The organism is Planococcus sp. TJ-307 (assembly GCF_058268435.1).
The window spans coordinates 412582-427009 of sequence record NZ_JBZDOJ010000001.1; the positions used below are offsets into that span (position 1 = coordinate 412582).

Genomic DNA, 14428 nt, shown 5'->3' on the forward strand with positions numbered 1-14428 from the left:
AAAAGGAAGTGCGTGTGTGAAAGGCTTTAATATATTAACAAACGGTCATCTAGAAAAAGTGAGAAACGGCTCAACCACGCTAAGTCTTTTAGCACGTGGAAGTGGAATAGAATTAATGAAGCAAACTGTTGTTCAAGGAAGTACTTTTATGCTTTTTCCAGGAGATCAGGAAGATGCACAAGAATTTTTCTATATATTAGCTGGTGAAGTAGAAGCCGAAGTAGACGGCGGTGTTTTAAGGCTGACAACCGATGATTTTTTTTCATGTAAAAATTTAGAAAGCGCAATTCATTTTACAGTTTTAAAAGAAGTTACCTTCCTATCCGTTTCTACCACTCCGGTATTTCACTATTTGAGCAATATGATCAGCGAGTTAAGGAAAATTGGCGAAGCTGTTGAAAAAAAAGATCGATATACATTCAATCATAGTTCAAGAGTAGCTAACTACTCGGTAAAAACCGCGGCAAAAATGAAGTTGGGCAAAGATCAGATAGAGAACTTGTTCTTAGCTTCAATACTGCACGATATTGGTAAGATAAATATTCCAGAAGAAGTTTTGAAAAAACCGACCAAGTTAACAAATGATGAATTTGAAGTTGTGAAGAAACATCCTAGCGATGGTGCAGATATGATAAGAAAAACAGCCTATGCTGATTTGGCAAATATTGTTGAACAGCATCATGAACGTGTTGACGGAAGTGGCTATCCATTTGGATTAGTAGGCGAAGAAATATTGATAGAAGCAAGAATTATCGGTGTATGCGATACGTTTGACGCGATGACTGAGGACAGAGCATACCGCTCAGCATTTTCTTCTGAATATGCGATGACTGAACTTAAAAGTCTGGTAGGAGTTCAATACGATGAGAACGTTGTGAAGGCTTTTGAACAAGTTTTGAAAGAAGAAGGAAAGCTAAGTGAATAGCTGCTGAATTTAGACACCAAGAATGTTTTAGGGTGTCTTTTATTTTATTTGAAATGTTTAAAATAATGAAATTTAGTCAATACTTTATACACAATGTTTTATACAAAATTAAGGAGGAGATTCATATGGCTAGAAAATCATCAGGTGGCATGTTCGGCAAACTTGTATTGATTGGTCTTGGTGCAGTGATTGGTGCAGCAATGACACAAAAGAAAACAGAAACAGGCGGAACTTCTCAAACCAATAAAGAAGATATGAAAGCAAACATTAAAAAAGGATTAGACCGTCTAAATGAACAATCAGGCGGTATGGTTGATAAAGTGAAGCCAACCGTCAACAAAGCGGTGGAAAAAGTGAAGACGGCAATTGATGCACAGCAAGATATGATGAACAAAGAAAAAGACGCACTGGATCAAGCCAACAAAACGTTTCAGGATGACGTAGGTGGAAATGCTGATAAGAGCAACGATTCAACGTCTGACAAATCTGATTCAAGCAGCGTTTCTCCTAGCTCCAACAAGCCAACAGGTGGAGTTTATGGAGGCAGCACAGCGTATACTGAATCATTGAAAAAAGATTCATCGGATGATGCGTCTTCAAAGAATGAGTCGACGTTTGGAAAAACGAACTCATCAGCTACCCCTCCTTCCGGTGCAAGTACAGAATATGCGGATTCCCTAAAAAAGGATTTATCGGATAAATCAACGAAAAAAGACGATTCATCTTCAAATGATTCAACATTCGGAAAATAATTTAGGTATAATAGAATGAAGATAAGCTATGCGCATATATAGAAGCGGCATAGCTTTTTCTTAATTCATTTTTTATCTGAATATTCTACGTATGGAAGGAGCTGCTCGTTTGTTTAAACGTTATTCGACAGGAACATTTTTTGATGAAATGTTCACACCGCAAGGAAAACCCAAATCGCATTACCAAAAGTTTTTCGATGTCCTCCAAAATTTCTCAGCGGAAGAACTGAAAGAAAAACATGAGACAGCTCAGCTGTCGTTCTTAAGGCAAGGGATTACGTTCACGGTTTATAACAATAATGTCGGTACAGAAAGAACGATGCCATTTGACTTTGTTCCAATCATTATCCCATCTGAAGAATGGGAAGTGGTGGAAAAAGGAATGATTCAGCGGGCCGAAGCACTCAATCAGTTTTTGGAAGACGTATACCATGAAAAACGGATTCTTCAGGATGGCGTCGTACCAAGGCGATTAGTTGAAGAAAATCCATATTATTACGAGGAACAGGTGAAAGGCGTCGATATTCCGTTGAAAAATCATATTTTTTTAGCGGGAATTGATTTGATTCGCGACGAAAGTGGCAAGTATCATGTGCTTGAAGATAATTTACGCAATCCATCCGGCTTGTCTTATGTTTATCAAAACCGTTATGTGATGCGCCAAGTTTACCCCGAATTTTTTGCAAGCCAATCGGTTCATACCCTCGAGCACCAGCTTTCCCATTTGCACCAAGCGATACTGGATCATGCACCGGAATCGAGAAAAGACAAGGCATTTGCTGTTCTGTTAACACCGGGTATGTACAATTCTGCTTACTATGACCATGTGTTTTTAGCGCAGCAAATGGGAATTGACTTGGTCGAAGGAAGGGATCTGATCGTCAAAAAGAACATTGTCTATATGAAATCGATACGGGGGCTAAAGCGTGTGGATATTATTTACCGCCGAATTGATGACGACTATTTGGATCCGGAAGCATTTCTGGCAGAATCCGCACTGGGTGTTCCCGGTTTGTTAATCGCTTATAGAAAGGGCAATGTGGCCATTTTGAATGGCATCGGCAATGGAGTGGCAGACGATAAGGCTATTTATGCTTATGTTCCGGACATGATTCGGTATTACCTCGGCGAAGAACCAATCATTGACAATGTCAAAACCTACCTATTGGACAATCCAGAAGAGCGGGAATGGGTATTGGACCACTTGAATGAATTGGTGGTCAAAAATGTCGGAGCTTCAGGCGGCTATGATATGCTGGTTGGACCGCACGCTTCTGAAGAATTGATTGCGGAGTTCCGCGAAAAAATTATTGAATCGCCGCATCAATATATTGCACAGCCCACTATAAAATTATCCAGAGCTCCGGCATATCAAGGAGAAGAATTTTATCCGTGTCACGTCGACTTAAGGGTCTTTGTAGTCCGGGGAGTAGATACGCATGTTATGCCGGGTGGACTTTCCCGTGTAGCTTTAAAAGAAGGATCGCTCGTTGTAAACTCTTCGCAAGGCGGTGGAGGCAAAGATACATGGGTGTTCAAAAAAAGAGATGAAGAGGGGGACGCCTGATGCTGAGCCGTGTAGCGAATTCACTATACTGGATGTCACGAAATGTTGAAAGGGCCGAAAACAACGCCCGTATTTTAGATGTACAGTTGCTGCAGATGATTGAAGCAGCTGATGAAGAGCTGATTCGGGACAGCGATTGGAAACTGATTTACGAAATTTGTGCGTCAACTGAAACCATGGAGCAGATTAAATCCTTGCCCAGCTATCAGGAAGACCAGCTTGTCCATTATTTAGCGATGGAGGAAAACAACTTCAATTCCGTTGCAAGCTGTGTAAAAGTTGTTCGGGAAAATGCCAGAATTAGCCGAGATCATATTCCGGATGACTACTGGGAAGCTTGGAACGGATGCTATTTGACTTTAATGGATATGGATCAAAAAAGCTGTACCGTTAAAGAGATGCGCCAGTTTCTCGAACAAGTTAAATTGACCTCGCTGATCACCCAGGGAATTGTTGAATCCGCGATGTCCCGAGGTGTTCCGTACCAAATTATTAGAATTGCAAAATGGCTGGAACGGGCCGAAAAAACAGCTCGGATTTTGAATGTGGTATGCGAGCGCACGCGGGAGCGCGTATTGCAAGCACAGTCTGAAGATTACTATTACTGGCTGGCGGCATTGCGAATGACAAATGGCTATAACGCATATTTGAAAGCAAATCCGCCGCAGATGAATCCAAAAAGAGTTTTGACTTTCTTAATTGCCAATATGGACTTTCCGCGGTCGATTCGCTATTGCTTAACGCATGTCCGAAAAGCGGTCAATGAATTGGAAGGCGGCAAAATCTCTCATTATTCTTGGGAACTGTACGCAAAGTTAGATCAACTGCAGGAAGAGTTTGAAGAGATTAACATAGACGAGTTGAATTCTGATGAAATCATGGACTTCCTCAATGATTTTCAAAATGGCTGCAACGAAGTCGGAGAAGTTTTTTCAAAAACCTATTATTTAAGCGATTCCGAGACTAAACCGAGGGAGTCCAGCCAATCACAGAGCATGGGCGCGAAAGGAATAACTTCTATGAAATATAAAGTTGAACATACCAATATTTTTCAATATGAAACCATTGTAGACCAAAGCATGAACTCAATCCGGTTAAAGCCGAGAACCGATGAATGCCAGCGCCTATTGTCTTACCGTGCGGACATAACCCCTGCCTCATTAACAAAAGAACATATTGATATTTGGGGCAACCATGTTGAAACATTTTTTATCGCAGAACATCATCAACATTTGGAAGTAAAGACAACGTCTATCGTCAGTATCCAAAAAAGTCCATTTATTCATCGAATTGATTATTCTCCCGAAATGAGTGCCATTTTTCATTCGCAATTATTCAGGGAGCATTATTTAGCATTTTTGAGCAATACGGCGTATACGTATTTAACGATGGAACAAATGAGCCAAATCGATCGGGAATTGGGGATTATGAAAAACCCGGTGCAGTATGCGATTGATGTCATGGAATATATTCATCAGCATTTTACCTACGATGGGGAGTCAACCACTGTCGAAACAAAGGCTGAAGAATCTTTTGATTTAAGAAAAGGCGTTTGTCAGGATATCACCCACGTGATGCTGGGAATTCTCCGCAGCAAATACATCCCTGCGCGTTACGTCAGCGGTTATTTATATGTGGGGGAAAATTCTGCGCTGGTCGGTGACGCTGCAAGCCATGCATGGGTGGAAGTGATGGTTCCAGGCATCGGTTGGGTTGGGTTGGATCCGACCAATAATGTAGAGGCGCTGGAAAATCACATCCGTGTTGGTGTGGGACGCGACTATAACGACGTCAGCCCTGTCCAAGGCGTTTACCGGGGCGGCAGCCAGTCGTTGGATGTTAAAGTCTCCGTGAGCCTGATGGATCAATAAAAGCCAATTGGTGGCCAAGAGCATTGAATGGGATAAATCTTAATAATTGTTTAACAGCAGAATTTTCTAATCCGTGCGATAATAGGAGAACCTGAAATTTTGAACGGAGATGGAAAATAATTATGAAAACGCAAAAATTTAGCGATTACGAAATAAGTGAACCTATTGTGAAGGCGCTTGAAGGCCTTGGCTATACAGAACCTACAGAGGTTCAAAGAAAAGTCATTCCAGTCGCGCTGTCAAAGACTGACCTAACGGTAAAGTCTCAAACAGGAAGCGGTAAAACAGCGGCATTTGGCATTCCGATTTGTGAACTGGTCGATTGGGAAGAAAACAAACCACAGGCGTTGATTTTAACGCCTACCCGTGAATTGGCGGATCAAGTAAAAGAAGACGTCACGAATATTGGCCGTTTCAAGCGCATTAAAGCGGCGGCGGTCTATGGCAAGCAGCCTTTTGCTTATCAGCAGGCTGAACTGAAGCAAAAATGCCACGTAGTAGTTGGAACGCCGGGGCGTGTTTTTGACCATATTGAACGCGGGACATTAAACCTTGAACGAATTGAGTATCTGGTCCTGGATGAAGCAGATGAAATGTTGAATATGGGCTTTGTGGAACAAGTGGAAGCCATCATTAACAAATTGCCAAAGCAGCGTACAACGATGTTGTTTTCAGCCACCTTGCCTGAAAATGTTGAAAACTTGCAAAGAAAATACATGATCGATCCTCAGCACATCGAAATTGCTGCTTCAGAAAATTTAACAGCTCAAATCGATCATTCATTATTTGTTGTGGCCGAACAGAAAAAATTTGCTTTGCTGCGTGATGTTTCCATTATTGAAAATCCGGACAGCTGCATTATTTTTTGTCGGACAAAAGACAATGTCGATTTTGTCATGGAACAATTGGAGAAACATTTTTACACGTGCGACAAATTGCACGGGGGCATGCTTCAGGAAGACCGTACTGCGGTCATGAACGATTTTAAACGTGGTGAGTTCCGTTATTTGGTAGCGACAGATGTCGCAGCAAGAGGAATTGATATTGACAGCATCACACATGTTATCAATTATGATTTGCCGATGGAAAGAGAAAGTTACGTGCATCGTGCTGGCCGTACCGGCCGTGCAGGAAAGACTGGGAAAGCGATCTCGTTCGTTACACCAAACGAAGATAAATTCTTAACTGAGATTGAAGAATATATCGGATTTGAAATTCCGCGCAGAACGTCACCTTCTACATACGAAGTAGAAGAAGCAACGCAGGCATTCACCGAAAAACTTGAAAGCCGTCCGAAACTGAAGAAAAATAAAAATGAACAAGTCAATAAAGATATTCTGAAGCTCTATTTTAACGGAGGCAAGAAAAAGAAGCTTCGCGCCTTTGATTTTGTCGGAACGTTAACTAGCATCCCAGGAGTAACAGCAGAAGACATTGGGATCATCAAAATTCAGGACACGGTAACGTATATCGATATTCTGAATGGCAAAGGACCAATGGTATTGAAAGCGATGAAAGACAAGACCATTAAAGGCAAGACATTGAAAGTGCACAAAGCAAATAAATAAACAGAAAGCATAGGCAAATCAAAGCCTATGCTTTTTTATTTCCCTGGAAATAATTCTATGGCAATGTCATATAGAATGGTAAAAAAGTCTTTTTATGTTCCATTATTTAGGGTTCTAAAAGAAGTTAAACAATACTTATGTCACAAGTTGAAGCGGTATTGTAATGAAACATGCGATTTATTGTTACGTGTTTGTAATATTCCCATGCTATTTTAATTGTACTTACAAAAAGCAAAGGGGATAGCAAATTGAAAAAAATAGTAGCAATCTTAAGTTTTGCACTGATTTTATTCCTAGCAACTTCGATTGACAGCTCAGCTGCATCAAATACATACACAGTAAAAAGCGGGGATACATTATATAAAATTTCAAAAACGCAAAAAGTGTCAATCAGCAACTTGAAGATTTGGAACGGCTTAAAGTCCAACACAATTCACCCAAAACAAAAACTCCAACTAAAGAAACCTGTAGCTAAGACAGTTTCCAAAAAAAATACTCCATCCCGTTCAACAAGCGGATCGGTAGTAAAAGAATTTACGGTTAGTGCAACGGCTTATACGGCCTACTGCAAAGGATGTTCAGGGGTTACAAGAACTGGGCTTAACTTGAAAAAGAATCCGGGACTGAAAGTTATTGCGGTAGACCCGAAAGTCATTCCACTAGGAACAAAAGTCCATGTTGAGGGCTATGGTTATGCTGTCGCTGGAGATACAGGCGGCGCCATCAAAGGAAACAAAATCGATGTCTTCATTCCAACTCAAAGCAATGCACTGAAGTGGGGACGCAAGAACGTAAAAATAAAAATATTGAAGTAAGCAATTCCGGCTCATAAATTCGAGCCGGATTTTTTGTGCTTTTAATTTCTTGAAAAGCTCTAAGGGGTAGTTTTCATCAGTGATGCGTCCGCTCTGTGATCGGATGTTCATTCTAGAGTTTATTCTGCTAAATGGAGATTCGATGGGCTAAAAGAATATAAAAGAGGGTAAATTCAAATAAATAGTCTTTTTTTGAGATTGACGGTATAATATTTGTATAATAAATGTAGAATTATTAGGGTTAATTGAATTGGAGGCATCTGTTATGTCGGAAAAGATGATTGTGATAGGAGCCGGTCCTGGCGGCTTAGCTGCGGCTATGTTATTGGCCAGTAGAGGTTACGAAGTGGACGTTTACGAGAAACAGCCATGGATTGGCGGCAGAAATGCAGAGCTGCGTTTAGGTGATTTTACGTTTGATACGGGCCCGACCTTTTTGAGCATGCTTCATTTAGTAGAAGAGTTATTTGAAACGACTGGCCGCAATTTAAAAGATTACATGAATGCAGTTGAATTAGATCCGATGTACGAGTTGATCTTTGAAGATCAGAACCTGATTATGACACGCAACAACCAAGAAATGAAAAAACAAATCAATGAAAACTTTAAAGGCGACGGAGATGGCTACGAGCGTTTCATGAAAGAAACAGGCAAGAAACTGGAAGTATTGTCGCCTATGCTGCAATCGAAAATGGACAGTTATTTCAGCATGATTCAACCGAAAGTGTTAAGAGCTTTGCCTGAACTTGAAGTGAACAAGACTTTGTACGATGTGTTGTCTCGATACTTTAAGGATGAACGACTAAAAATGGCTTTTGCGTTCCAGTCTAAATACTTGGGGATGTCTCCATGGGAATGTCCTGGAGCTTTTTCAATCCTGTCTTATATGGAACATGCTTATGGCATTTACCACCCGATTGGCGGAGTGAACCAATTATCTCAGGCAATGGCTAAAGTTGTTGAAGAACTTGGCGGGAAGATTCATACTAGCACAGGCGTCAAAAAGCTGTGGATCGAAAACCGCAAAGTTAAAGGAGTAGACCTTGAAAACGGTGAACGGATGGCCGCAGATGAAGTCATTATAAATGGTGACTTTGCCCATGTCATGAATCATTTGGTCGAACCAGGGATTTTGAAAAAGTACACGCCGGAAAAACTGGCGAAGAAAAAATATTCCTGTTCCACATTTATGTTGTACTTAGGTCTGGATAAAAAATATGACCTTTCTCACCACACCATTATTTTTTCGAAAGATTACAAGAAGAACGTGGAGGAAATGACGAAATCGCGCATTCTTTCTGCTGACCCTTCCATCTATGTACAAAATGCGAGTGTGACAGATCCAACGCTTGCGCCTGAAGGAAAATCAGCGATTTATATTTTAGCTCCAGTGCCAAACAACTTCAGTGACATTGGATGGGAAAACGAACAGCATGCATTCCGGGAACTGGTTTTGGATATTATTGAAGAAAAATCCGAGTTTAAAAATCTGCGCGACCATATCGAAGTCGAAAAAATGCTGACGCCTATGGGATGGCAGGAAGATTACTCGGTGTACCAAGGGGCGACCTTTAACCTGGGCCATCAATTAACTCAAATGATGGTATTCCGTCCACACAATAAGTTTGAAGAGTTAGGCAATTGCTGGTTGGTTGGCGGGGGAACTCATCCTGGAAGCGGATTGCCAACGATTCTGGAATCTGCTCGCATTACAGCCAATGGTATTCTGGAACAGCATGGCAAAAAAGGAATTCCGATTCTGCCGCTTCCGGCACTGGAGGGATTTGCATGAAAATTGCTATGATTGGCGGGGGCGTCGGCGGTATGATGGGGGCCCTATATTTAACGAACATGGGCTTTGATGTGACCATTTTTGAAAAAGAGGAAAAACTTGGCGGTCGTTTGACTTTTGTGGAAAGAGATGGCTTTAAGGTCGATCAAGGACCTACCATTGTTTTGCTGCCCGAAATGTTTCAGGATTTGCTTCAACAAGCAGGGATTGCTGCTGAAGATATCGAATTATTACTGTGTGACCCACTTTATTCAATTCGTTTTCCGGACGGTACTGTGTACACGAAATATCCCGATATCGATCGTCAGTTGGAAGAAATTGAAAGTGTCTTTCCGACTGAAAAAGAAGGGTTTCTTCGGTATATTTCAGAAGGACGCAAGCGGTTTGAAATCGGAAAATCTTCATTTTTAGAGCATTCATTCGTAAATAAATCCGATTTTTTTACCGCTGCGAACATAAAGAAATTAATGAAGTTAAAACCTCAGCAGTCTGTGAAAAAGCTAACGTCTAATTACTTCCGTGATGAGCGGCTTCAGTTGGCTTACTCTCTGCAATCTCTGTACATTGGTGGGGATCCATTCCGTGCACCAGCCATGTATTCACTTGTTCCTTTCAGTGAACATGAACATGGCGTCTATTATTTAAAAGGCGGCTACGGCAGCCTCATTCCCGTGTTGGAAAAAGCATTGCGGTTACGGCAAAATGTCACCATCAAAACAAGCAGACCGGTTAAGCAGATTGTGACAGAAGACGGAAAAGCTAAAGCAATCGAAACAGCAGACGGCTATGAAGAGTTTGATGCTATCGTCTATAACGGTGATTTCCCTGGCATTGAAAAAGTACTGCCTGAACAGAAGAAGAAAAGCTACACAGCTTCTTCCGGATGTGTGTTATTGTATTTTGGCTTAAACAAAGTGTTTGAAGAAGGAAATGTCCATCAATTCTTCATCGGGGATAGCTACGAAGACCATATGGATGATGTATTTGTGAAAAAGCGGAAAACAGAAAATCCAGCCATTTATACCTTCCATCCGTCGAAGATAGATGATTCATTGGCTCCTGAAGGAAAAGGCGTCCTGTATGTATTGGTTCCTGTGCCTTCAGGGACGGATATTGATTGGGCAAGTGACACAGCTTGGATCGAAAAAATCATTGACCGTATGGAAGAGTTGGCTTTCCCGAATTTCCGGGAAGCAGTTGAATGGATGGAAGTCCGTACGCCGACCGAAGCCGAAGCTTTTGGCCTATTTAAAGGCGGCAGTTTTGGAATCGGTCCAACCTTGTTCCAGTCGGGTGTTTTCCGTCCTCAAGTCAAACCTTATAAAACGGATCGCTTGTATGCAGTTGGCGCTTCTGTCCATCCCGGAGGAGGCATTCCAATTGTCATGCAAGGTGCAAAGCTGCTGGCAGAGCAAATCCAAGGCGATTTTGCAAAGGAAAGGAGCAATGCATGATGAATTTAAAAGATGCTTATACCTCCTGTGAACAAGTTATCGCTGTAAATTCAAAAAGTTTTTACAAAGCATTTTCCTTGTTGCCGAAGGAAAAACGCAAAGCCGTTTGGGCTGTTTACACGTTTTGCCGGACAGTAGATGACATTGTGGATGAAGGGCAGAATTCCAAAGAAGAACTTGAACAATTCAAAATTGAATTCGAAAAATTTCTAACTGGCATTTATGATACTGAAAATCCGATGTGGGTAGCTTTAGCGCATGTTTTCGAAAACTACGAGATGGATGTCGAAGCCTTCTCTGGCCTGATTACCGGTCAGGAAATGGATTTGACCATCAACCGGTATCGAACGATGGAAGAGCTGTTGAATTACAGTTACCATGTCGCGAGTACTGTTGGACTGATGCTGCTGCCGATTTTGGCGCCAGGCAAGACTGGTGCTCTAAAGGAAGGCGCGATTTCACTTGGATATGCGATGCAAATCACGAATATTCTCCGTGATATCGGTGAAGACCTGAAAATGGGTCGAATTTATTTGCCAGAAGAAATCATGGGAAAATATGAACTGTGCGAAGAAGAGCTGCGCTCCGGCGTGGTAACCCCGCAATTTATCGCAGTGTGGGAAGAACTGGCGGAAAAAGCCGAATTTCATTACAAAAAAGCGTTCGAAACGATACAGGATTATCCATTATCTTCGAGAGTTCCTGTAAAAGGCGCCGCATTAGTTTACCGGGAAATTCTCGTCACCATCCGTTCCAAGCAATACAATGTCTTCCGGGAAAAACATTACGTCCCGGAAGAATCAAAACAAGCAATACTCGCTTGTTTGTAACAAGAAAAGCGTAAGCGCCCGTGTAGCTCTGCCGGGCATAAGACAGACCGGCGAAGCGGCGTTCTTTGCCGCACAGTCGGGCTGGCTTATGACCCAAAGAGCTGGGCGCTGAAGCCTGGACAATAAAGAAAAGCGTAAGCGCCCGTGTAGATTCGACGGGCATAAGACGCACTGGCGAAGCGGCGTTTCTTCAGCCGCACAGCCAGAGTGGCTTATGACCCTAGAATCTGGGTGCTTCCAATAACTGCAAAAGACACCGCCATCACACTGATGGCGGTGTCTTTTTGGCTTTCGCAATGATGTTATTCGCTACATTCAAACCGCTTAAGACGACCATGGGCGACCCGCCGCCAGGGTGAGTGCTGCCGCCGACAAAAAACAAATTGCGAATATCACGGCTGGCATTTGGCGGCCGCAGGAAGGCATCTTTTGGCCGATTGGAGGAAGGGCCATAAAGAGCGCCGCGGAAGGAACCGAATTTGTCACGGATAAACGATGGTGTAAAAATTTTTTCTTCTGCTAAATAGCTGCGAATATCGACCCCGTAGCTCAAGAGAAAGTCATAAATTCGTTCTTTATAAGCTTCCGGTTCAATTTGCAGGTGTCCTTCTTTGGTCAATGCGGGTGCGTTAACTAAAATAAACAAGTTGTCGCCATCTGGTGAAACCGAAGGATCAGTGAAGGACGAGTTGCTGATGTAAACGGTTGGCTCATTGCTGTAGAGTGAAGCGTCAAATAAATCACGAAACTCCTGACGGTAGTCCGATGAGAAAAAAACATTGTGGTGCTTGAGCACCTCAAGCCTTCGAGTCAACCCAACAGTGATGACAAAAGCTGAAATGGAGGGTTCAAAAGCATCCACCTTCGCATCGTTCAGTGAGGGACGTTCAGATTCTTCGACCAATGCTGGGAAAGCTGATAACAAATCTCCATTCAAAATGACGAGATCCGCTGCGATTTGTGTCCCATCTTGAAGCTCAACGCCTTGTGCTTTTCCGCCATCTGTCAGGATTTTTTTAACTTCTGTATTGGTATGCAACCGAGCACCACATTTTCTCGCTACAGCAGCAAAAGCGTTAGCGATGCCTGTATTGCCGCCGTTGGTGTAATAGACACCTTCTACCAATTCCAGGTAAGCAATCATGGAAAACGTCGCCGGTGCTTTGTAGGGTGAAGAGCCAATATACGTGGCATATCGATCGAATGCTTGAACAAGCAAAGGATTTTTGAAATAGCGCTGAAAAAAATGGTGCATTGATTCTGCTGGACGCACTTGAAGAAGTGCAAATCCAAGAGAGGGTGACAGATAGTCTCTCCAGGACTGAAATGTTACCGGAAAAAAATACCGTTCTGAATAACGATACAAACGGCTGATTTCTTTGATAAATGCCGGGTAGTTAGCGGCGGCAGCCGGATCAAGAATTTTGAGTTGTTGAATCATTTGTTCTTGGTCGTTGGTAAAGTCGAATCGACTGCCGTCTGAAAAGTGATTGCGGGTATGGGCTTGTAACAGAATGAAATCCAAGTAATCTTTTGGATGTTCACCTGTCTGTGAAATGACTGTATTGAAGACAGCTGGCATCGTGATGGTATTGGGTCCAAAGTCAAAACGGTAGCTTCCCAGCTCGACAGGCATTAATTTGCCGCCCAAGTGGCTATTTTTTTCAAAGAGTTCTACATCGAATCCAGCGTGGGCGAGCGTCACTGCTGCAGCAAGTCCACCCAATCCACCACCGACTATGACAATTTTTTTCATGAGTAATGCCTTCCTTTCCACGAATACGGCTGTTTTTTAAAGGATTTGCGCATTGATTCCACCAACACAGCAAGCATGGCAAGTGCCTGAAGGGGGATAAGAAAAGACAGGTACCAGCGCTGATTGGTCACCATGTCCACATACCAGCGCTGCGCAACTGTCAGTGCGTACGGAAGAACCCACCAGTAAAGTCCGCTGAACAAGCCGTAAATCGCTAGGAAAGGCGGCAAAATGTAAAAGAAGGAATAAAATAAGATCAGAATTGCTGCTATCACGGGTGATCTGCCAATTCCGGCATAGCTGTTTTTTAGAAAACCTTCCCATACGTCAGCATTGGTCGTATACATACGACATTTTACGGACATTGTAATGTTTGCCAGCACAACTTTAAAGCCGTGCGCTTTTACTTGGCGAGCAATATGGACATCCTCGACCAGTGAAGTTGAGACAACTGCGTGTCCACCTATTTGTTCATAGCTGTCTTTTTCAAACATCATCCACATGCCATTGGCTGCCGTAGCCGCTTTAAATTTGGTGTAGTTGGCCAATGCGAGAGGCAGATGGAATAAAATCACGAAATGCAGCATTGGGACAAGAAGTTTACTGAGAAAAGGCGCAACATCAAAAGCAGGAAAGCCCGTCAACAGCTGGGCATTTTTTCGCTGCAGCAACGACAGCGACTGTTCAATCGCTTTTGGCCGGAAGCGGACATCTGCATCCACAAACAGCAAATACTCACCGGAAGCTGCTTGTTGCAGCTGATGGCAGGCATGTACTTTGCCGACCCAGCCATCCGGGAGTTGAGCGCCCTGCAGGATAGTAAAACGGGGATCTGCGGCAATCTCCCTTTCCAGTTCAGCTTGAGTTCCGTCCGTCGACTGATCATTTAAAATAATAAATTCTGTATTGCCGTAAGAGGAGTTTTTTAAGGATTTTACTAGAACTTCGACATTGCGTTCTTCATTTCTCATCGGCACCAGAACGGATACCAGAGGTTCAGTTGAGAATTGTACTTGCTTAGGCAAGGCTGGAAGAAACAGGCGGTTAAGGATGATCCAGGCAAGAAACAGCAGGTGGATTCCGATATAGGTGGCCATA

At 42.7% G+C, this 14428-nt stretch carries 11 protein-coding genes; 9 read left to right on the plus strand and 2 right to left on the minus strand.

Going from position 1 to position 14428, the window contains the following annotated elements; translation table 11 throughout:
• Positions 1 to 16: 16 nt before the first annotated feature.
• The 9 genes from AC4EHK_RS01970 to AC4EHK_RS02010 all read left to right on the plus strand — a co-directional run bounded on the left by AC4EHK_RS01970 (position 17) and on the right by AC4EHK_RS02010 (position 11574).
• The gene (locus AC4EHK_RS01970; RefSeq protein WP_490977118.1) at positions 17 to 925 is read left to right on the plus strand and encodes an HD-GYP domain-containing protein; all 909 of its coding nucleotides are present in this window, start codon (positions 17 to 19) and stop codon (positions 923 to 925) included.
• Positions 926 to 1050: 125 nt separating this feature from the next.
• On the plus strand, positions 1051 to 1677 hold the full coding sequence (locus tag AC4EHK_RS01975; RefSeq protein WP_490977119.1) for a hypothetical protein: 627 nt from the start codon (positions 1051 to 1053) through the stop codon (positions 1675 to 1677).
• Between the two features lie 109 nt (positions 1678 to 1786).
• Entirely contained in the window at positions 1787 to 3244 is a 1458-nt protein-coding gene (locus AC4EHK_RS01980; protein ID WP_490977120.1) for a circularly permuted type 2 ATP-grasp protein, read from the plus strand.
• Positions 3244 to 5115 (plus strand): alpha-E domain-containing protein, encoded by a 1872-nt coding sequence (locus AC4EHK_RS01985; protein ID WP_490977121.1) that lies wholly within the window; start codon positions 3244 to 3246, stop codon positions 5113 to 5115. Before AC4EHK_RS01980 ends, AC4EHK_RS01985 begins: the two co-directional genes overlap by 1 nt.
• A 122-nt stretch (positions 5116 to 5237) precedes the next feature.
• Positions 5238 to 6683 carry a DEAD/DEAH box helicase gene (locus AC4EHK_RS01990; protein ID WP_490977122.1) on the plus strand — a complete coding sequence of 482 codons (1446 nt, stop codon included), beginning with the start codon at positions 5238 to 5240 and terminating at the stop codon, positions 6681 to 6683.
• A gap of 248 nt (positions 6684 to 6931) precedes the next feature.
• Entirely contained in the window at positions 6932 to 7498 is a 567-nt protein-coding gene (locus tag AC4EHK_RS01995) for a 3D domain-containing protein (protein ID WP_490977123.1), read from the plus strand.
• A 265-nt stretch (positions 7499 to 7763) separates the two neighbouring features.
• On the plus strand, positions 7764 to 9290 hold the full coding sequence (locus tag AC4EHK_RS02000) for a phytoene desaturase family protein (RefSeq protein WP_490977124.1): 1527 nt from the start codon (positions 7764 to 7766) through the stop codon (positions 9288 to 9290).
• A complete protein-coding gene (locus AC4EHK_RS02005) occupies positions 9287 to 10744 on the plus strand; it encodes a phytoene desaturase family protein (protein ID WP_490977125.1) in 1458 nt (485 codons plus the stop codon). Before AC4EHK_RS02000 ends, AC4EHK_RS02005 begins: the two co-directional genes overlap by 4 nt.
• A complete protein-coding gene (locus tag AC4EHK_RS02010; protein WP_490977126.1) occupies positions 10741 to 11574 on the plus strand; it encodes a phytoene/squalene synthase family protein in 834 nt (277 codons plus the stop codon). The genes AC4EHK_RS02005 and AC4EHK_RS02010 overlap by 4 nt, the downstream gene beginning before the upstream one ends.
• A 262-nt stretch (positions 11575 to 11836) precedes the next feature.
• On the opposite strand, the gene AC4EHK_RS02015 is transcribed toward AC4EHK_RS02010, so the two are convergent.
• Both AC4EHK_RS02015 and AC4EHK_RS02020 read right to left on the minus strand, forming a co-directional pair.
• On the minus strand, positions 11837 to 13330 hold the full coding sequence (locus AC4EHK_RS02015; RefSeq protein WP_490977127.1) for a phytoene desaturase family protein: 1494 nt from the start codon (positions 13328 to 13330) through the stop codon (positions 11837 to 11839).
• A complete protein-coding gene (locus tag AC4EHK_RS02020; protein ID WP_490977128.1) occupies positions 13327 to 14427 on the minus strand; it encodes a glycosyltransferase family 2 protein in 1101 nt (366 codons plus the stop codon). The genes AC4EHK_RS02015 and AC4EHK_RS02020 overlap by 4 nt, the downstream gene beginning before the upstream one ends.
• Position 14428 lies beyond the last annotated feature (1 nt).